This is a genomic window from Streptomyces sp. JLBT605, from assembly GCF_058215555.1.
Genome location: NZ_CM177087.1, coordinates 2,841,604 through 2,860,839, shown reverse-complemented (window position 1 = coordinate 2,860,839; position 19,236 = coordinate 2,841,604). Strand labels below are relative to the sequence as shown.

Sequence of the window (19,236 nt, the reverse complement as noted above, 5' to 3'; positions counted from 1 at the left end):
GTCAGGAAGAGCAGGGGACGGATCGCCGTCATGCGTTGGGGCATGAGGGCGCGTGGCACAGGACGCGTGGGGGGTTGAGGCGTGCGGCCGCAGGCGACCGGGCGCGTGAGCGTTCCGGGTGGCCGGCCGCATACGAGCACGCGGGTTGAGGTGGCGGCCCCGGCGGGCGGGATGGGCCGCGCCAGGTCGCGGAGCTTCATGAGCTCGCGGACGGATGAACCAGGCCCACGACCGCCGGACGGCCGTCAGACGGCCACCCGGCCGGGTGGCCGCCGCCGACTGTCAGCAGCGGAAGATCTGCAGGGCTACGGGCAGTTCGCCCGACCTCGACACCGGGACCTGGTCCCGGCTACGGGCCGGAATGGTGGTCTGGGAGGCGCTGCCGGCCCGGTGCGCATTGCACCCGCACACATATACGGGTTTGCCGTTGGGGGCGGGTGCGGTGGCCGGAGCCCGTCCGGTGCGGCGCCCCTCGCAGTCCTCGTGCCCGCTCTGCAGCAGGTCGGACTCCCGGACGACCGGGGGTTCGGAGGTCTCCAGGGCGGTGGACGCCCCGGCCGGGCCGCGCTCGGACGCGGCCATGACCTGGCCGGATCCCAGAGCCACGCCTTCGACGGCGAGGAAGATGGCGAACAGCAGCGCGACCGTGGTGATCATCGCGTGACCGGCCCGCCGGATCGCCGTCATGGTCGCCCCCTCTCGCGCACGTCGACAGCGAACTCCATTCTGTCCAGAGGGTGGTTGCGATGTGCAAGTCGCCGCGTGGCCAACCTGTGAACAGTGAGGCAGTTCAGAGGAGGGATCAGCTCCGATTGCCCCGGCGGACGCCGGAGCAGGTGTTTCCGGCGGGTGCGCCCATTCGGGTGACACACCCCCGGCCCGCGCGCTCCGCCCGGCCCGCGCGCTCCGTTCCGCCCCCGCCCACGGACCCGTACCGACAGATGGACGCCCCGGCCCCGACCCGGCGACGGATGCGAGGATGAGGCGGCAGGCGCCGACGGACACAGCGGACGCCAGGTACGCACCGGATGAGGTGAACGACACCATGTCGCAGAAGGTCGCCGTGCTCGGCACGGGCAAGATCGGCGAGGCCCTGCTCAGCGGAATGATCCGCGGCGGCTGGTCCCCGTCCGATCTGCTGGTCACCGCGCGCCGCGCGGAGCGCGCCGCGGAGCTGCGCTCCCGCTACGGCGTCGAGGCCGTCTCCAACATCGAGGCCGCCAAGACCGCCGACACCCTCATCCTCACCGTCAAGCCCCAGGACATGGGCACCCTGCTCGACGAGCTCGCCGAGCACGTGCCCGCCGAGCGGCTGGTCATCTCCGGCGCCGCCGGCGTCCCCACCACCTTCTTCGAAGCCCGGCTCGCCCCCGGCACCCCGGTGGTGCGCGTCATGACCAACACCCCGGCGCTGGTCGACGAGGCCATGTCGGTGATCTCGGCGGGCAGCCACGCCACCGAGGAGCACCTCGTCCACGCCGAGGAGATCTTCGGCGGCGTCGGCAAGACCCTCCGCGTCCCCGAGTCCCAGCAGGACGCGGCGACCGCCCTCTCCGGCTCCGGACCGGCGTACTTCTACTTTCTCGTCGAGGCCATGACCGACGCCGGGATCCTCCTCGGCCTGCCCCGCGACAAGGCCCACGACCTGATCGTCCAGGCCGCCATCGGCGCGGCGGTCATGCTCCGGGACAGCGGTGAACACCCGGTCAAGCTGCGCGAGGCGGTCACCTCCCCGGCCGGGACCACCATCAGCGCCATCCGCGAGCTGGAGCGCCACGGCGTACGCGCCGCCCTGATCGCGGCCCTCGAAGCCGCCCGCGACCGCAGCCAGGAACTCGCCTCCGGCAACGGCTGACCGCCCCGCCCCCGCGTGCCGCCCCGCCGGTGGCAGGGGGCACCCGGTGACGGGGCGGAACTCGCCAGGCGGCAACGGCACCCGGTGCCGGGGTGAGCCTCCGGGCCCCCGGCCCCCTGGCCTCCAGGCTTCCGGGCCCCTGGCCTCCAGGCTTCCGGGCCCCGGGCCACCGGGCACCCGGTGCCGGCCGGGCCTCTTCGTCTTCGCTCTTCGCCGGCCCGGGCGGCCGGCCCGCGCACTCAGCGGGCCGCCGCCACCAGCTCCTCGGTGGTCACCACCCGCGCGAACCCGCCACCGTGCAGCGACACCGCCGTCGCCCGCGCCAGCTCATCCGCCGTCTGCCGCCAGCCGAACGGCCCTTCCAGATCGAACGTGTGCGTCGCGTCCAGCGGGAAGAACACCTCGTACCCCAGGTTCCCGCCCATCCGCGCCGTCGTCTCGGCGCACATGTTCGTCTGGATGCCCACTACCACGAACTGCCGCGCCCCCACCGCGTCCAGCCACTGGCGCAGATCCGGCGTCCCGTAGAAGGCCGAGTTCACCGACTTGGTGATCAGCACCTCCGGCCCGCTGCCCTTGCCCCGCCGCTGCTCCACCGCGTCCTTGAAGTCGTTCCCCACCTGCCCCGGCCGCAGCGGCGACCCCGGCTTCGGCGAGTCATGACGCACGAAGACCACCGGACGCCCGGTCGCCTGCCACACGTCGATCAGCTCGGTGATGTTCTCCTCGGCCGCCGGGTTGTTCCGCGGCCCCCAGAACGACTCCTCGTCGAAGCCCTTCTGCACGTCCACCACAACCAGCGCCGCGTTCTGCGAAATCTCCATGCCCATGATCCTGCCGCCGGACGGCCACCACGCCCAGTGGCCGCAATGCCGAGGACCGATGAATTCCTGCCAGTCGTCCTGGCAGGATGAGCGCCATGGACGCCACCCGCATCGCCCTCGTCGCCATCCCCGGCATCCGCGCCTTCGACGTCTCCGTCATCACCGAGGTGTGGGGCGTGGATCGCACCGACCGCGGCGTCCCGCCCTTCGAGCTCCGCCGCTGCGCCGCCGACCCCAGCCCCGTCCCCATCCCCGGCGGCCTCACCCTCACCCCCGACCGTGACCTCGACTGGCTGGCCGGCGCCGACCTCGTGGTCGTCCCCGGCCTGGACGACCACCTGACCCCCGCCCCCGCCCCGGTCCTCGACGCCCTCCGCCGCGCCCACGCGCGCGGCGCCACCGTCGCGGCCCTGTGCGGCGGCGCCTTCACCCTCGCCCAGGCGGGCCTGCTGGACGGGCGCCGGGCCATCACCCACTGGCGCCTGGTCGACCTGCTGCGCACCCACCACCCCCAGGTCACCGTCGAACCGGACGCGCTGTTCATCGAGGACGGCGGGGTGTGGACCGCCGCCGGCACCGCCGCGGGCATCGACCTCTGCCTGCACCTGGTCCGTACCGCACACGGTGCCGAGACCGCCGCGACCATCGCCCGCTCCATGGTCACCGCGCCCTTCCGTACCGGCGGCCAAGCCCAGTTCATCGAGCGGCCGACCCCCGCCGCCGACCGCGACGCCGACGCCCTCGCCGCCGTGCGCGAAAAGGCCCTCCACCACCTCCACGAACCGCTCACCGTCGCCGACCTCGCCGGCTGGGCGGGCATGTCGTCCCGCTCCTTCGCCCGCCACTTCTCCGCGACGACCGGCACCACCCCGCTGCGCTGGCTGCTGGAGCAGCGCCTGGCCGCCGCCCAGAAGCTGCTGGAACGCACCGACCTGCCGATCCCCGAGGTGGCCCGGCGCGCGGGCTTCGGCAGCGAGGTCACCATGCGGCAGCACTTCGCCGCCCGCCTCGCCACCAGCCCGCGCGATTACCGGGCCGCCTTCAGCGCTCACACCGGCGGCAGCAGCCCCACCGCCGCGTACGCGGCGTCGACCCGCGGCCGGGCCAGCTCCCGCGCCCGCTCCGCACCGGCCCGCAGCACCCCGTCCAGATAGGCCGGGTCCGCGCACAGCTCAGCGTGTCGCTCGCGGAGTGGCCGCAGCGTCTCGACCACCGCCTCCGCCGTGTCCTTCTTCAACGCCCCGTACGAGGAGTACGCCGTGGCCAGCACCTCCGGCTTACCCCCGGTGCAGGCGGCGAGCACGTCCAGCAGGTTCGCCACCCCCGGCTGGGCCGCCCGGTCGTACTCCACCTCGCCCGCCGCCCCGCTGTCCGTCGTCGCCCGCATCACCTTCTTGCGCACCACGTCCGCCTCGTCCAGCAGATAGACGATCCCGCTGGTCTCCGCGTGCGACTTCCCCATCTTCGAGGTGGGATCCCGCAGGTCCATCACCCGCGCCGCCACCGCCGGAAGGGTGGTCCTGGGCACCGTGAACACCTGCCCGTACCGCTGGTTGAACCGCACGGCCAGATCCCGGGTCAGCTCCACATGCTGCGCCTGGTCCTCGCCGACCGGCACCTCATCCGCCCCATAGGCGAGGATGTCCGCCGCCATCAGCGCCGGATAGGTCAGCAGCGACAGCCGCACACTGCGGCCCCGGGCTGCCTCCCGCGCGGCCTTCTCCTTGTACTGGATCATCCGCCGCATCTCGCCGTCGGTGGCCGTGCACTCCAGCAGATACGACAGCCGGACGTGCTCGTCCACATGGCTCTGCACGAAGAGGGTGCAGCGCTCCGGATCCAGCCCGGCCGCCAGCAGCACCGTCGCGGCCTGCCGGGTGAGCCGCCGCACGCGGGCGGGCTCGTGTTCCACGGTGAGCGCCATCAGATCCACCACACAGAACAGCGCGTCGGCGTGGTGCTGGTCCTGCTCGACCCAGCGCCGCACAGCGCCCAGGTAGTTGCCCAAGGTCAGGTGCCCGGTGGGCTTGAGCCCGCTGAAGATCCGCGGCCGGGCCGCGCCCGCGGTCCCCGCCGTGCCAGACGTCTCCGCCATGGCGGCCATCGAAGTCTCCTGATCCATCGCTTCCCGTCCATCCATCGGTGTCGGGACCGCCGCGCCGGTCGGCCGGCTGCGTGGGAGGAGATACGCGAACGGCCGCCAGAGCGGCGGCCGTGTCAGTGCATGCGTAGCGCGGCCGCCGTCAGGCGGCCCACCACTGGTGGCTCAGCGCATGCTTCGTCATGGGGCCGACCATACGGGCCGAAGAACTTCGCCGCCACAGGTTTGAACCGAGCCTGGGCGTCGTGTAGTGTTCTTCGAGTTGTCACGGAGTCCGCGAGGACGAAGAGGCAGCCACTCGCGCCGCAACCGGCGGCAAACCACTACTGCACGGCCCCTGATCGGGAACGACTTCGGCATGCCGAATTCCGGTCCGAATAGCTCGATTATGAGCTGCCAGGGAAATCCGCTAAAGTAGTGAACACGCCGGAAGGCGCGAAACAAACCCCCTCCAACGGGGACCGGAAATGAATTCCGACCGGGAACGGAACGGAAAACGGATCTGGTAAGGTTGGAAACACCGAAGGGAAGCGCCCGGAGGAAAGCCCGAGAGGGTGAGTACGAAGGAAGCGTCCGTTCCTTGAGAACTCAACAGCGTGCCAAAAGTCAACGCCAGATATGTTGATACCCCGTCTCCGGGCCTGATGGTCTGGGACGAGGTTCCTTTGAAGAAAAAAACACAGCGAGGACGCTGTGAACCGAGGGGACTATTCCTCCTCTTGGTTCCGCTCAACGCGAGTGTGCAACCGGATTACCGGTAAACATTCACGGAGAGTTTGATCCTGGCTCAGGACGAACGCTGGCGGCGTGCTTAACACATGCAAGTCGAACGATGAACCCGCTTCGGTGGGGGATTAGTGGCGAACGGGTGAGTAACACGTGGGCAATCTGCCCTGCACTCTGGGACAAGCCCTGGAAACGGGGTCTAATACCGGATATGACCACTGACCGCATGGTTGGTGGTGGAAAGCTCCGGCGGTGCAGGATGAGCCCGCGGCCTATCAGCTTGTTGGTGGGGTGATGGCCTACCAAGGCGACGACGGGTAGCCGGCCTGAGAGGGCGACCGGCCACACTGGGACTGAGACACGGCCCAGACTCCTACGGGAGGCAGCAGTGGGGAATATTGCACAATGGGCGAAAGCCTGATGCAGCGACGCCGCGTGAGGGATGACGGCCTTCGGGTTGTAAACCTCTTTCAGCAGGGAAGAAGCGAAAGTGACGGTACCTGCAGAAGAAGCGCCGGCTAACTACGTGCCAGCAGCCGCGGTAATACGTAGGGCGCGAGCGTTGTCCGGAATTATTGGGCGTAAAGAGCTCGTAGGCGGCTTGTCGCGTCGGATGTGAAAGCCCGGGGCTTAACCCCGGGTCTGCATTCGATACGGGCAGGCTAGAGTTCGGTAGGGGAGATCGGAATTCCTGGTGTAGCGGTGAAATGCGCAGATATCAGGAGGAACACCGGTGGCGAAGGCGGATCTCTGGGCCGATACTGACGCTGAGGAGCGAAAGCGTGGGGAGCGAACAGGATTAGATACCCTGGTAGTCCACGCCGTAAACGTTGGGAACTAGGTGTGGGCGACATTCCACGTTGTCCGTGCCGCAGCTAACGCATTAAGTTCCCCGCCTGGGGAGTACGGCCGCAAGGCTAAAACTCAAAGGAATTGACGGGGGCCCGCACAAGCGGCGGAGCATGTGGCTTAATTCGACGCAACGCGAAGAACCTTACCAAGGCTTGACATACACCGGAAACATCCAGAGATGGGTGCCCCCTTGTGGTCGGTGTACAGGTGGTGCATGGCTGTCGTCAGCTCGTGTCGTGAGATGTTGGGTTAAGTCCCGCAACGAGCGCAACCCTTGTTCTGTGTTGCCAGCATGCCCTTCGGGGTGATGGGGACTCACAGGAGACTGCCGGGGTCAACTCGGAGGAAGGTGGGGACGACGTCAAGTCATCATGCCCCTTATGTCTTGGGCTGCACACGTGCTACAATGGCCGGTACAATGAGCTGCGATACCGCGAGGTGGAGCGAATCTCAAAAAGCCGGTCTCAGTTCGGATTGGGGTCTGCAACTCGACCCCATGAAGTCGGAGTCGCTAGTAATCGCAGATCAGCATTGCTGCGGTGAATACGTTCCCGGGCCTTGTACACACCGCCCGTCACGTCACGAAAGTCGGTAACACCCGAAGCCGGTGGCCCAACCCCTTGTGGGAGGGAGTCGTCGAAGGTGGGACTGGCGATTGGGACGAAGTCGTAACAAGGTAGCCGTACCGGAAGGTGCGGCTGGATCACCTCCTTTCTAAGGAGCACAGCACCGTCTGCGAGCGAATGTCTCGCACGGTCAGCTCATGGGTGGAACGTTGACTACTCGGCAGGATCGTCTGATCCGTCTTCCTAGTACTGCTCTTCGGGGCGTGGAACGGGATGCGGGGATGGGGGTCGTGTCGGGCACGCTGTTGGGTGTCTGAGGGTGCGAGCGTTTGCTTGCCCTTCAAACGCCGGCCCCAGTGCACTCTGATCAGGTTTTGGTCGGGGGTGATGGGTGGCTGGTCGTTGCTTGAGAACTGCACAGTGGACGCGAGCATCTGTGGCCAAGTTTTTAAGGGCGCACGGTGGATGCCTTGGCACCAGGAACCGATGAAGGACGTGGGAGGCCGCGATAGGCCCCGGGGAGCTGTCAACCGAGCTTTGATCCGGGGGTGTCCGAATGGGGAAACCCGGCAGTCGTCATGGGCTGTCACCCATACCTGAACACATAGGGTATGTGGAGGGAACGCGGGGAAGTGAAACATCTCAGTACCCGCAGGAAGAGAAAACAACCGTGATTCCGGGAGTAGTGGCGAGCGAAACTGGATGAGGCTAAACCGTATGTGTGTGATACCCGGCAGGGGTTGCGCATGCGGGGTTGTGGGAGTGAGCTTCAGTCGTCTGCCGGCGGCTGGGCGAGTCAGAAACCGTATGGATAGGCGAAGGACATGCGAAAGGTCCGGCGTAGAGGGTAAGACCCCCGTAGCTGAAATCTGTACGGCTTGCTTGCTTATTTCCCAAGTAGCACGGGGCCCGAGAAATCCCGTGTGAATCTGGCGGGACCACCCGCTAAGCCTAAATATTCCCTGGTGACCGATAGCGGATAGTACCGTGAGGGAATGGTGAAAAGTACCGCGGGAGCGGAGTGAAATAGTACCTGAAACCGTGTGCCTACAAGCCGTGGGAGCGTCGCATGCAAGCTTGCTTGTATGTCGTGACTGCGTGCCTTTTGAAGAATGAGCCTGCGAGTTTGCGGTGTGTTGCGAGGTTAACCCGTGTGGGGAAGCCGTAGCGAAAGCGAGTCCGAATAGGGCGATTTAGTAGCGCGCTCAAGACCCGAAGCGGAGTGATCTAGCCATGGGCAGGTTGAAGCGGAGGTAAGACTTCGTGGAGGACCGAACCCACCAGGGTTGAAAACCTGGGGGATGACCTGTGGTTAGGGGTGAAAGGCCAATCAAACTCCGTGATAGCTGGTTCTCCCCGAAATGCATTTAGGTGCAGCGTCGTGTGTTTCTTGCCGGAGGTAGAGCACTGGATAGGCGATGGGCCCTACCGGGTTACTGACCTTAGCCAAACTCCGAATGCCGGTAAGTGAGAGCGCGGCAGTGAGACTGTGGGGGATAAGCTCCATGGTCGAGAGGGAAACAGCCCAGAGCATCGACTAAGGCCCCTAAGCGTACGCTAAGTGGGAAAGGATGTGGAGTCGCAGAGACAACCAGGAGGTTGGCTTAGAAGCAGCCACCCTTGAAAGAGTGCGTAATAGCTCACTGGTCAAGTGATTCCGCGCCGACAATGTAGCGGGGCTCAAGCGTACCGCCGAAGTCGTGTCATTGCAGTACATACCCCCAACGGGGACTGTGATGGGTAGGGGAGCGTCGTGTGCCGGGTGAAGCAGCGCCGGAAGGTAGTTGTGGACGGTTCACGAGTGAGAATGCAGGCATGAGTAGCGATTCACACGTGAGAAACGTGTGCGCCGATTGACTAAGGGTTCCTGGGTCAAGCTGATCTGCCCAGGGTAAGTCGGGACCTAAGGCGAGGCCGACAGGCGTAGTCGATGGACAACCGGTTGATATTCCGGTACCCGCTTTGAAACGCCCAATATCGAGCCCATTAATGCTAAGGCCGTGAAGCCGCCTCTGATCTCTTCGGAGTGAGGGGGAGTGGTGGAGCCGCTGACCCAAGGTGGTAGTAGGTAAGCGATGGGGTGACGCAGGAAGGTAGTCCAGCCCGGGCGGTGGTTGTCCCGGGGTAAGGGTGTAGGCCGTGTGGTAGGCAAATCCGTCACACGTTAAGGCTGAGACCTGATGCCGAGCCGATTGTGGTGAAGTGGATGATCCTATGCTGTCGAGAAAAGCCTCTAGCGAGTTTCATGGCGGCCCGTACCCTAAACCGACTCAGGTGGTCAGGTAGAGAATACCGAGGCGTTCGGGTGAACTATGGTTAAGGAACTCGGCAAAATGCCCCCGTAACTTCGGGAGAAGGGGGGCCATTTCCGGTGATGGAATTTACTTCCTGAGCTGGGGGTGGCCGCAGAGACCAGCGAGAAGCGACTGTTTACTAAAAACACAGGTCCGTGCGAAGCCGTAAGGCGATGTATACGGACTGACGCCTGCCCGGTGCTGGAACGTTAAGGGGACCGGTTAGCTCTGTTTCGACGGGGCGAAGCTGAGAACTTAAGCGCCAGTAAACGGCGGTGGTAACTATAACCATCCTAAGGTAGCGAAATTCCTTGTCGGGTAAGTTCCGACCTGCACGAATGGCGTAACGACTTCTCGACTGTCTCAACCATAGGCCCGGTGAAATTGCATTACGAGTAAAGATGCTCGTTTCGCGCAGCAGGACGGAAAGACCCCGGGACCTTTACTATAGCTTGATATTGGTGTTCGGTTCGGCTTGTGTAGGATAGGTGGGAGACTGTGAAGCATGCACGCCAGTGTGTGTGGAGTCGTCGTTGAAATACCACTCTGGTCGTGCTGGATGTCTAACCTGGGTCCGTGATCCGGATCAGGGACAGTGTCTGGTGGGTAGTTTAACTGGGGCGGTTGCCTCCTAAAGGGTAACGGAGGCGCCCAAAGGTTCCCTCAGCCTGGTTGGCAATCAGGTGTTGAGTGTAAGTGCACAAGGGAGCTTGACTGTGAGACCGACGGGTCGAGCAGGGACGAAAGTCGGGACTAGTGATCCGGCGGTGGCTTGTGGAAGCGCCGTCGCTCAACGGATAAAAGGTACCCCGGGGATAACAGGCTGATCTTCCCCAAGAGTCCATATCGACGGGATGGTTTGGCACCTCGATGTCGGCTCGTCGCATCCTGGGGCTGGAGTCGGTCCCAAGGGTTGGGCTGTTCGCCCATTAAAGCGGTACGCGAGCTGGGTTTAGAACGTCGTGAGACAGTTCGGTCCCTATCCGCTGTGCGCGTAGGAGTCTTGAGAAGGGCTGTCCCTAGTACGAGAGGACCGGGACGGACGAACCTCTGGTGTGCCAGTTGTTCTGCCAAGGGCATGGCTGGTTGGCTACGTTCGGGAGGGATAACCGCTGAAAGCATCTAAGCGGGAAGCCTGCTTCGAGATGAGGACTCCCACCTCCTAGAGAGGGTAAGGCTCCCAGTAGACGACTGGGTTGATAGGCCAGATATGGAAGCCGGGTAACCGGTGGAGTTGACTGGTACTAATAGGCCGAGGGCTTGTCCTCAGTTGCTCGCGTCCACTGTGTTAGTTCTGAAGTAACGAATTCGCCTTTGCTGGCTGGAGTTCGATATCTTCATAGTGTTTCGGTGGTCATTGCGTTAGGGAAACGCCCGGTTACATTCCGAACCCGGAAGCTAAGCCTTTCAGCGCCGATGGTACTGCAGGGGGGACCCTGTGGGAGAGTAGGACGCCGCCGAACAAATTGTGTGAGTAAGCCCTGTCGGGAGCCTTTGGTTCCTGGCAGGGCTTACTCGCGTTTACGGGCCTCTATAGGCTGTCGCCATGCGCTACGACCTGATCATTTTCGACAATGACGGTGTGCTCGTGGACAGCGAGCCGATCGCGAATCGGATCCTCGCCGGCTACCTCACCGAGCTGGGTTACCCCACCAGCTATGAGGACTCCATCCGCGACTACATGGGTTCTGCCATGCACCGCATCCATGACCTGGTCGGTGAACGCTACGGCCGCAAGCTGCCGGCAGAGTTCGACGCCACCTACTACGAGCGGGTCTTCGAAGCGTTCCGCCGCGACCTGGAGCCCGTCGCCGGTGCCGCCACCGTCCTGGAGAAGCTGCGGGCGGACGGCGTCCCGTACTGCCTCGCCTCTTCCGGCAGCCACGAGCGCATCCGGGTCGCGCTGAGGAAGACCGGGCTCTACGAACTCTTCGGCGAAGAGCGCATCTTCAGCTCCCAGGACGTGGGCCGGGGGAAGCCCGCACCGGACCTCTTTCTGCACGCCGCCGCGACCATGGGCACCCCGCCGGACCGGTGCGCCGTCATCGAGGACAGCCCGCTCGGCGTCCAGGCCGCCATCGCCGCCGGGATGGACGTGTACGGATACGCGGCCATGACCCCGGCCGAGAAGCTCACCCAGGCGCGGGCACTGTTCACCGATATGGCGGAATTGACCGGGCTTCTTGCCTGACGACCGGCCTGCTGCCGGCATCTGACCGCCTCGGTCCCCTGTCTGACCGGTCGTGGGCCGGGCAGAAGGCCATGTCAGGCGTCTACCCACGGGTAAGGCGCGGGCCGTACGCTCCTCAGCCATGACGGATGCTCCCCGAAACTTCGTCCGGGGGTACCCCCAGCTGCGGCATGGACGGGCCTCATTGGCCGTCAGTTTCCTCGTCCAGGGCGTGGTCTTCGCACTGCTGGTCACCCGGATACCGGCGCTTCAGGACCGGTACGGGATATCGGACGGTCAGCTGCCGGTCTTTCTCGCCGGGGTGCCGATCCTCGCGGGCGCCGGTAGTGTCGGCACCGAGTACGTGGTGCGGCGCGTCCGGCCTGAAGTCGTACTCCGCTGGATTCAGCCCGTCGTCAGCCTGGCCCTGCTGACGGCGGGCTGCGGTGTTTCCCGGTGGCAACTGGCCGTCGCCCTCGCCGTCTTCGGGCTGTCCGTCGGCGCCCTGGACGCGTCGATGAACATGCTCGGGGTCACGCTCCAGCGGTCCTACGGACGCAGCATCATGCTCGGCTTCCACGCCGCCTACAGCCTCGGCGGCATCATCGGGGCCTCACTGGCCTGGGTGGGCGCGCACCAGGAGCTGCCGCTGCCCGCCCTCTACGCCCCGCTGGTCGCGCTGCTGGTGCCGGCCGCGCTGATCGCCTCGCGCTGGTACGCCGGGGCCGCCGCGCGGCCCGCCGCCGAGGGGCCGGCTCCCACCCGTTCCGGTGGTCGGACGGCTGCCGGGCAGGACACTCGTCCGGGTGATCGGCCGGCGTCGATGAAGCTGCTGACGCCCCTGTGCCTGGTGATGGCCTTCGCCTATATCGGTGATTCCACCGTCTCCAACTGGAGTGCGAAGTACCTGGAGGACGTGCTGCACAGCTCCGACCAGCTGGCGACTGTCCCGTACAACGTCTACATGGTCACCACCCTGCTGGGCAGGGCCTTCGGTGATCTCGGGGTGCGGCGGTTCGGCGCGGCCACGGTGGTGCGGGCGGGGGCGCTGATCGCGGCGGGCGGCTTCGCGGTGGTCGCCTCGGCCCCCGGTGCCTGGGCGGGCCTGCTCGGCTTCACCCTGCTGGGGCTCGGGCTGTGCGTGATCGTGCCGCAGACCTTCGCGGCCGCGGGCCGGCTCTTCCCCGACGCCTCGGACAGCGCCGTCGCCCGCCTCAACATCTTCAACTATGTGGGGTTCCTGGTGGGCTCGCCGCTGGTGGGCGCGGTGGGCGAGCTGTGGAGCTACCGCGGCGCGATGGTGGTGCCCATGATGCTGGTGCTTGCGACGCTGCGCTACGCCCGTTCGTATCCGACCACATCCGCCCGATACGGTGGCGGACATGAGCGGCCGCGCACAGTTGATGTGGGATGAGGCAGTCACCGGGTACAACTTCGGGGCCGGACATCCGATGGACCCGGTGCGGCTCGCGCTGACCATGCGTCTGGTGGAAGCGTTCGGCCTCGACCGGGCGGTGAGTGTGGTCGCCGCCCAGCCGGCGGGGGAGTCCACCCTGCGGCTGGTGCACCGCGAGGACTACATCGCGGCGGTGCGGCGGGTGTCCGCCGATCCGGGGAGCGCCGATGGCTCGTACGGGCTGGGCACCGAGGACGATCCGGCGTTCGCCGGGATGCATGAGATCTCGGCGCTGATCGCCGGCCAGTCGGTAGCCGGGGCGGAGGCGATCTGGCGCGGCGCCGCCGACCACGCGGTGAACTTCGCGGGCGGCCTGCACCACGCCATGCCGGGGAAGGCCTCCGGCTTCTGCATCTACAACGACGCGTCGCTGGCGATCGCGCGACTGCTGGAACTGGGCGCCGAACGGGTGGCGTACGTGGACGTCGACGTCCACCACGGCGACGGTGTGCAGGCCGCCTTCTGGGACGATCCGCGGGTTCTGACGATCTCGCTGCACGAGCACCCGGGCACCCTCTTCCCGGGGACCGGCTGGCCGGAGGAGACCGGCGGCGATGCCGCTCAGGGCTCCGCGGTGAACGTGGCGCTGCCGCCCGGCACCGGGGACGACGGTTGGCTGCGCGCCTTCCACGCCGTGGTTCCGGAGCTGCTGTCGGCGTTCCGGCCGCAGGTGCTGGTCACCCAGCACGGTGCGGACACCCACGTCGACGATCCGCTGGCGCATCTGGCGGTGAGCCTGGACGCGCAGCGGATGGTCGCCGAGAGCTGCCACGAGCTGGCGCACGCCTGCGCGGACGGCCGGTGGCTGGCGCTGGGCGGCGGTGGGTACGCGGTGGTGGACGTGGTGCCGCGCACCTGGTCGCACCTGGTGGCCATCGCTGCGGGCCGGCCGCTGGAGCCCGGCACCGAGCTGCCGGAGGAGTGGCGGCAGGAGGCGTATCGGCTCACCCGGCACAACCCGGCGCCCCTGCGGATGACGGACGGCCGGTCGCCCCGGTGGCGGGATTTCGAGGACCTGGGTTACGACCCGGGGGACCGGCTGGACCAGGCGGTTCTGGCGACCCGGCGGGCGGTCTTCCCCTCCCATGGCCTACTGCCGTAGGAAGTGTTCACGGTCTCCGGTGGGTCGTGGCGGCGTAGCGGCAGCCGAACCGGACATTCCGTAGGCCAACCGAGGGGTGTCGGGGCGTTCCGGGGTCGGCCGGGGCCGGGATCGGCCAGCATCGGTCGGGTGTTGAGTACGGTCGCGTTGCGCGCGCATCTGCTGGGCGCGCGGCTCGCCGGGCCGGTGGCCACCACCCGGGAGCAGAGCCTGCGCCGCTACCGGCTGTTCGCCGCTCGCGACCCGCGCACGATGATCGGGATCGAGCCTGAGCGCGACTGGTCGCTGCCGGATCTGCTCCGCTTGATGAGCGACATGTGTGGTGTGTCACGCGATCCGCTCCATACCTTCGGTCAGGATGTGATCGATCCGGACCGCACCATCGAGGCGCTGGACTCCTTCGCGGACCGGCTGCGGGCCGCGGCGGCGGCCGCCGTGCCGGTGCTGATCGGGACCGGTCACCCGCACCGGCTCCTCGGGTTCTACGCCTCGTTGGCGGCGGCCCTCTCGTCGGCGGGGTGCGCTGTCCTCACTCCGGCGCAGGGCCGATGTGTCGACATAACGACCCGGTTCGGGGTACGCACCTACCGTCTGGGCGCGGTGCGAGGCGTCGCATTGGTGCGGGAGCCCGGCGCGCGAGGCGTGGGGCGTGAGCCCGGCGTGCACACGCATTCGCCGCTGCCGGTTCGTACCGTGCTGGGCTGTGCGGCGGAGGCCGGCGGGCCGCTGCCCGAGCTGGTCATCGGGGACCACGGATGGGTCTGCGGGGCAGGTCAACTGGGGATTGAGGCGATCGGACTGGCCGACGCCGACGACCCGGCGCCGTTCGTCGGCCAGGCGGAGGGGCGGGTGTCCGTCGTCGTTCCGCTTGATGACGCGGCGCGCTCTGATCACTACCTGCCGCTCACTCGCTATGTACTCGATCGGGCGTGTCTGTCCCACTAACCGGGTGGCAGCTGCTCCTCTTCCCCACTCGCATCACCCGCCCCTAACCTGGGGAGGAGCGCGCATGCGAGCAGGAGTCACCGGAGGGGAAGCCGGTGCCCGACATGTGCGGAAGGTTCAGGTGTGTCATGGCTGCTGGCGAACGGCCTCTGAACGAGGTTCAGTTTCTGACCGTGGCGGAAGTCGCCGCGGTGATGCGTGTGTCCAAGATGACCGTGTACCGCCTGGTGCACAGTGGTCATCTGCCGGCCATCCGGGTGGGCAGGTCCTTCCGGGTGCCGGAGCAAGCGGTTCATGAATACCTCCGCGAGAGCTATGTGGGGGTGGAGTCGGCCTGACGGTGCCCCTCGGATTACGCCGTTCGCCCGGTGCCGGGTAGGCTGGCCCGATGTAGGTCGTGTGGGCTCGGACGCCCCGCACCGAGTGATTCGAAGTGAGCGAGGGTAGTCGTGGGCTCTGTTATCAAGAAGCGGCGCAAGCGGATGGCGAAGAAGAAGCACCGCAAGCTGCTCAAGCGCACGCGCGTCCAGCGTCGCAACAAGAAGTAAGCGGCACTGTGCACGTCCCGCAGCCCTCTCACCGTCCTGGTGGGAGGGCTGCGGCGCGTCCTGGCCCGGTGCCGGCCCCGGCCTTGCCCCGCCGGGGGCGGTTCGCCCGGAATTCGGCTTTCCGGCTCAAAACCTGAGGGCTTTGGGCGCAAGGTCAACATGGTGCGACAGCGAGCCGATACGGTGTGCGACACAGCCCGGCTCGCGGCACGGGCGGGGTCGGAAGAAAGGCGCTGATCTTGGGGAAGATCGTGCTCGTCACCGGAGTCGCACGCCCACTGGGCGGCCGTTTCGTGCGCCGCGTCCAGCGCGAACCCGATGTCGACCGGGTGATCGGCGTGGATGCCGTCGAGCCCGAGCACCCGCTGGGTGGCGCTGATTTCGTACGGGCCGACATCCGGCAGCCCACGATCGGCAAGCTGCTCGCCGAGACCGGCGTCGACACCGTCGTCCACATGGACGTCAACGGCACCCCGCTCGGCTCCCGGGGCGGACGGACCGCGGTCAAGGAGACCAACGTCATCGGCACCATGCAGCTCCTCGGTGCCTGCCAGAAGGCGCCCTCGGTGCAGCGGCTCGTGGTGAAGTCCAGCACCAGCGTCTACGGCTCCGCGCCCCGCGACCCGGCCGTGTTCAGCGAGACCACCCCACCCAAATCGCTGCCCAGCGGCGGCTTCGCCAAGGACGCCGTGGAGGTCGAGGGCTATGTGCGCGGCTTCGCCCGCCGCCGCCCCGACGTCGCCGTGTGCATACTGCGCTTCGCCAACATCCTGGGGCCGTGTGCGGACTCCCCGCTGGCCGAGTACTTCGGGCTGCCGGTGCTCCCCACCGTGGTCGGCTACGACCCGCGGCTGCAGTTCGTGCACGAGGAGGACGCGATCGAGGTGCTGCGGATCGGCTCCACCGAGCCCCGCCGCGGAACCCTCAACAGCGGCACCTTCAACATCGCGGGCGACGGGGTGCTGCTGCTCTCCCAGGCCGCCCGGCGGCTGGGCCGCCCGACCGTCCCGCTGCCGCTGCCGGCGCTCACCTGGGCCCGCACGGCACTGCGCTTCACCGGAATCACCGATTTCTCGGCCGAACAGGTCCGACTGCTGACGCACGGTCGCGTGGTCGCGACCCGGCAGATGCGCGAGACACTGGGTTTCGAGCCGAAGTTCAGCACCGCCGACGCCTTCGCGGACTACGCGCGCGGCCGCGGCCCCGGGCTGCTCCCGCCCCAGGCCCTCGCTCACGCCGTCGACCGGCTGTCCTCGGTGCTGACGGCCGACCGCAGCCAGAGTTAGCCAGAGTTGAGGAGTGCACCGAGCATGGCGGACGCCAAGGTCATCCCATTCGGCGACGAACCGCGGTCCCGGCGGAAGGGCGGCAGCCGCCGGCCGGGCCGGGAGGAGCGGGGCCGGGCCGCGCTGAAGCCGGTGCCCGCCCAGCGCGACGAGCCGCTGTCCGGCCCCGCCGAGGCCGCCGGGCAGCAGGCGGCGGAGGGCGCCGGGGCGGCCGACCGTGGCCGGCCGGAGGGCGAGGCCGGGGACGGGGCCGCGGCGGGCGGCTGGGAGCGGAAGCTCGCCCACGGCCTGAACTTCCTGCGCCGCCGCGTCACCGGCGACTACGAGGTCGACGACTTCGGCTATGACCCGGAGCTGACCGACCAGGTCCTGATGTCGCTGCTGCGCCCGGTGTACGAGAAGTACTTCCGGGTCGAGGTGAAGGGCATGGAGAACATCCCGGACAGCGGCGGCGCGCTGGTCGTCGCCAACCACTCCGGGGTGCTGCCGCTGGACGCGCTGATGCTCCAGGTCGCCGTGCACGATCACCACCCCGCCGACCGCCATCTGCGGCTGCTCGCCGCCGACCTGGTCTTCATGCTGCCGGTGGTCAACGAACTGGCCCGCAAGGCCGGGCACACCCTCGCCTGCGCCGAGGACGCTCAGCTGCTGCTGGAGCGCGGCGAGGTGGTGGGGGTGATGCCGGAGGGCTTCAAGGGGCTGGGGAAGCCCTTCTCCGAACGGTACAAACTCCAGCGTTTCGGGCGTGGCGGGTTCGTCTCGACCGCGCTGCGGGCGGGGGTGCCGATCGTGCCCTGCTCGATCGTGGGCGCGGAGGAGATCTATCCGATGGTCGGGAACGCCAAGACGCTCGCCCGGCTGCTCGGCTTCCCGTACTTCCCGGTCACGCCGACCTTCCCGCTGCTGGGGCCGCTGGGCGCGGTGCCGCTGCCGACGAAGTGGACGATTCAGTTCGGCGAGCCCATCCCGACCGACGGCTATCCGCCTGAGGCGGCGGACGACCCGATGCTGATGTTCAACCTGACCGATCAGGTCCGGGAGACCATTCAGCACACGCTCTACCGGCTGCTGGTGCAGCGCCGCTCGGTGTTCTTCTGAGCGCGGCGCTAAAGGTGGTGGCGGCGCTCCGCGGAGGAGGGCCACCACCACCTTCGGCCGGGTGCGCGCCGGACGGCTATTCGGTGGTGTTCTCACCGAGGCCGAGCCCGGGCAGCAGCCCGGGGAGCAACGGCGGGATGGTGACATCCGGCTTCGGCGACTGGCCGCCGCCGGAGCCGCCGGCCGAGGGGAGCGGCAGTCCGCCCTTGTCCGGCGGACTCAGCAGCTCGTCCGCGCCGCCGATCAGGCCGGGGCTCTCCGACTGGTCCGAGGCCGACGGGCTGGGGCTGCCCTGGTCCTGCTGCTGCGGCCCCTGGCCGGAGGGCGCCGCGGAGGGCTTGGGGACGTCCGGGCGCTGGGGATGGGTGCGCTGCTTGGCGATGCTCCCCGGTGTGCGGGCCGCGGTGTCCTGCTGGCCTGGCGGGGAGGGGAGCAGCGAGCGCAGGGGCCCGACCTCCTCGTCTATGGCCTCGAAGACCGAGCTGACGTCGTCGCGGACGTCGGTGAGCTGCACCGGCAGCGCATCGCTCAGCTTGGCCCAGCCTTCGCGGTGGGACTTGGCGAAGGAGGACAGGGTCTCGATCGGCCCGAGCGAGCCGTCCCGCTCGTACGCCTGGTAGAGCAGGCGGTGGCCCTCGGCGGCGTCGTGCCGCATGCCGGAGAGGGCTCTGCGGACCTCGCCCAGCGACTCGTGGTCCAGGTCACCCGCCCGGGCCCGCTCCATCAGCCGCCGGGCCTCGCTCATCCGGGTGGAGGCGTGGTCCAGGTAGATCCGGCCACGGTCCACATCGCCGTCCGCCAGGCCCAGTTTGAGGTCTTCCATGCCTCGCTTGAGGCCGTACAGCGTGTCGCCCGGGAGGGCGTCCGAACTGGCGGCTGCCACACCGCCGAACGCCCCCGCGGCGACACTGACCGTGAGTCCCCCCGCTGCGAGCCCCTTGGACCAGCGGGATCGGGGACGGAGCCGGCTGAGCGTGCTCGACCGGTGCGTCCCTCTGCCGGAGCGCTGCTCCGGCACCCGCGATGCGCTCTCGGCGGACGCCGCTTCCATCGCGGCGATCAGCTGTGCCCGCTGAATGGTCCTGACTTCGGCATCCAACGTCGGTGCCGGCAGTCCGCCGAGCCCGCCCGCCAAGGCGAGCAGCCGGGTGCGCTCGGCGTCGTCCGCCGATGCCGCTGGCTGCTCGGCCGTGGCGTCCTGGAGTCCCCCGTGCTGGTCCTCCAGGGCCTCCAGGGCCTGGGCGAAGGCGTTTGCCCGCCGGTGCGCCGATACATTCGCGATCACAGGCGGCACCTCCTCTCGTCTCATGGCGCTCGACTCCCCCGGACACCTGACGGTGCCACACCTTGAGTGCGTCCACTCGATCGAGTGAGTGGCTGCGGACGGCATGACCGCAAGGAGCCTGCGTTTCG

The 19,236-nt window shown here is 67.6% G+C and carries 14 protein-coding genes and 3 rRNA genes; 13 read left to right on the top strand and 4 right to left on the bottom strand.

Annotation, left to right across the window (positions count from 1 at the left end; all coding sequences use genetic code 11):
• Positions 1–282 precede the first annotated feature (282 nt).
• A complete protein-coding gene (locus tag AC4BDD_RS12555) occupies positions 283–687 on the bottom strand; it encodes a hypothetical protein (protein ID WP_490691081.1) in 405 nt (134 codons plus the stop codon).
• A 358-nt stretch (positions 688–1,045) separates the two neighbouring features.
• Between AC4BDD_RS12555 and proC the strand changes: the two genes are divergently transcribed.
• Positions 1,046–1,855 carry a pyrroline-5-carboxylate reductase gene (proC, locus tag AC4BDD_RS12550; RefSeq protein ID WP_490691080.1) on the top strand — a complete coding sequence of 270 codons (810 nt, stop codon included), beginning with the start codon at positions 1,046–1,048 and terminating at the stop codon, positions 1,853–1,855.
• Between the two features lie 239 nt (positions 1,856–2,094).
• On the opposite strand, the gene AC4BDD_RS12545 is transcribed toward proC, so the two are convergent.
• Complete coding sequence (locus AC4BDD_RS12545) at positions 2,095–2,679, bottom strand: cysteine hydrolase family protein (protein ID WP_490691079.1); 585 nt, start codon at positions 2,677–2,679, stop codon at positions 2,095–2,097.
• Positions 2,680–2,774: 95 nt separating this feature from the next.
• Here AC4BDD_RS12545 and AC4BDD_RS12540 point away from each other — a divergent pair, with 95 nt between their 5' ends.
• Positions 2,775–3,833, top strand: a complete 1,059-nt coding sequence (locus tag AC4BDD_RS12540) for a GlxA family transcriptional regulator (protein WP_490691078.1) — start codon at positions 2,775–2,777, stop codon at positions 3,831–3,833.
• Here the strand turns inward: AC4BDD_RS12540 and trpS are convergent.
• Positions 3,728–4,774 carry a tryptophan--tRNA ligase gene (trpS, locus tag AC4BDD_RS12535; RefSeq protein WP_490691077.1) on the bottom strand — a complete coding sequence of 349 codons (1,047 nt, stop codon included), beginning with the start codon at positions 4,772–4,774 and terminating at the stop codon, positions 3,728–3,730. The two genes, AC4BDD_RS12540 and trpS, sit on opposite strands and share 106 nt — an antisense overlap.
• 770 nt (positions 4,775–5,544) lie before the next feature.
• Between trpS and AC4BDD_RS12530 the strand changes: the two genes are divergently transcribed.
• From AC4BDD_RS12530 to AC4BDD_RS12480, 11 genes are all read left to right on the top strand, one after another.
• Positions 5,545–7,072 (top strand): 16S ribosomal RNA (locus AC4BDD_RS12530).
• Positions 7,073–7,362: 290 nt separating this feature from the next.
• Positions 7,363–10,486 (top strand): 23S ribosomal RNA (locus AC4BDD_RS12525).
• A 78-nt stretch (positions 10,487–10,564) separates the two neighbouring features.
• Positions 10,565–10,681 (top strand): 5S ribosomal RNA (rrf, locus tag AC4BDD_RS12520).
• Together the 16S, 23S and 5S rRNA genes form the textbook arrangement of a ribosomal RNA operon.
• 83 nt (positions 10,682–10,764) lie before the next feature.
• Positions 10,765–11,409 carry an HAD family hydrolase gene (locus tag AC4BDD_RS12515; protein WP_490691076.1) on the top strand — a complete coding sequence of 215 codons (645 nt, stop codon included), beginning with the start codon at positions 10,765–10,767 and terminating at the stop codon, positions 11,407–11,409.
• A gap of 121 nt (positions 11,410–11,530) precedes the next feature.
• Positions 11,531–12,802 carry an MFS transporter gene (locus AC4BDD_RS12510; RefSeq protein ID WP_490691075.1) on the top strand — a complete coding sequence of 424 codons (1,272 nt, stop codon included), beginning with the start codon at positions 11,531–11,533 and terminating at the stop codon, positions 12,800–12,802.
• Complete coding sequence (locus AC4BDD_RS12505) at positions 12,771–13,946, top strand: acetoin utilization protein AcuC (protein ID WP_490691074.1); 1,176 nt, start codon at positions 12,771–12,773, stop codon at positions 13,944–13,946. The genes AC4BDD_RS12510 and AC4BDD_RS12505 overlap by 32 nt, the downstream gene beginning before the upstream one ends.
• A 129-nt stretch (positions 13,947–14,075) precedes the next feature.
• Positions 14,076–14,891 (top strand): phosphatase, encoded by an 816-nt coding sequence (locus tag AC4BDD_RS12500; RefSeq protein WP_490691073.1) that lies wholly within the window; start codon positions 14,076–14,078, stop codon positions 14,889–14,891.
• Positions 14,892–15,019: 128 nt separating this feature from the next.
• Positions 15,020–15,229, top strand: coding sequence for a helix-turn-helix domain-containing protein (locus tag AC4BDD_RS12495; protein WP_135341538.1), 210 nt, complete (start codon positions 15,020–15,022; stop codon positions 15,227–15,229).
• Positions 15,230–15,340: 111 nt separating this feature from the next.
• Positions 15,341–15,439, top strand: coding sequence for a 30S ribosomal protein bS22 (locus tag AC4BDD_RS12490; RefSeq protein ID WP_003948845.1), 99 nt, complete (start codon positions 15,341–15,343; stop codon positions 15,437–15,439).
• A 239-nt stretch (positions 15,440–15,678) separates the two neighbouring features.
• Positions 15,679–16,725, top strand: a complete 1,047-nt coding sequence (locus AC4BDD_RS12485) for an NAD-dependent epimerase/dehydratase family protein (RefSeq protein ID WP_490691072.1) — start codon at positions 15,679–15,681, stop codon at positions 16,723–16,725.
• A 24-nt stretch (positions 16,726–16,749) separates the two neighbouring features.
• Complete coding sequence (locus tag AC4BDD_RS12480) at positions 16,750–17,823, top strand: lysophospholipid acyltransferase family protein (protein WP_490691071.1); 1,074 nt, start codon at positions 16,750–16,752, stop codon at positions 17,821–17,823.
• A gap of 76 nt (positions 17,824–17,899) precedes the next feature.
• Here AC4BDD_RS12480 and AC4BDD_RS12475 read toward each other — a convergent pair whose 3' ends face one another.
• On the bottom strand, positions 17,900–19,108 hold the full coding sequence (locus tag AC4BDD_RS12475; protein WP_490691070.1) for a DUF5667 domain-containing protein: 1,209 nt from the start codon (positions 19,106–19,108) through the stop codon (positions 17,900–17,902).
• Positions 19,109–19,236 lie beyond the last annotated feature (128 nt).

Excerpts from the sequence above, each read along its gene's own strand:
- AC4BDD_RS12555 (WP_490691081.1), bottom strand. The coding sequence starts at position 687 with ATGACGGCGATCCGGCGGGCCGGTCACGCGATGATCACCACGGTCGCG.
- proC (WP_490691080.1), top strand. The coding sequence starts at position 1,046 with ATGTCGCAGAAGGTCGCCGTGCTCGGCACGGGCAAGATCGGCGAGGCC.
- AC4BDD_RS12545 (WP_490691079.1), bottom strand. The coding sequence starts at position 2,679 with ATGGAGATTTCGCAGAACGCGGCGCTGGTTGTGGTGGACGTGCAGAAG.
- AC4BDD_RS12540 (WP_490691078.1), top strand. The coding sequence starts at position 2,775 with ATGGACGCCACCCGCATCGCCCTCGTCGCCATCCCCGGCATCCGCGCC.
- trpS (WP_490691077.1), bottom strand. The coding sequence starts at position 4,774 with ATGGCGGAGACGTCTGGCACGGCGGGGACCGCGGGCGCGGCCCGGCCG.
- AC4BDD_RS12515 (WP_490691076.1), top strand. The coding sequence starts at position 10,765 with ATGCGCTACGACCTGATCATTTTCGACAATGACGGTGTGCTCGTGGAC.
- AC4BDD_RS12510 (WP_490691075.1), top strand. The coding sequence starts at position 11,531 with ATGACGGATGCTCCCCGAAACTTCGTCCGGGGGTACCCCCAGCTGCGG.
- AC4BDD_RS12505 (WP_490691074.1), top strand. The coding sequence starts at position 12,771 with ATGAGCGGCCGCGCACAGTTGATGTGGGATGAGGCAGTCACCGGGTAC.
- AC4BDD_RS12495 (WP_135341538.1), top strand. The coding sequence starts at position 15,020 with ATGGCTGCTGGCGAACGGCCTCTGAACGAGGTTCAGTTTCTGACCGTG.
- AC4BDD_RS12480 (WP_490691071.1), top strand. The coding sequence starts at position 16,750 with ATGGCGGACGCCAAGGTCATCCCATTCGGCGACGAACCGCGGTCCCGG.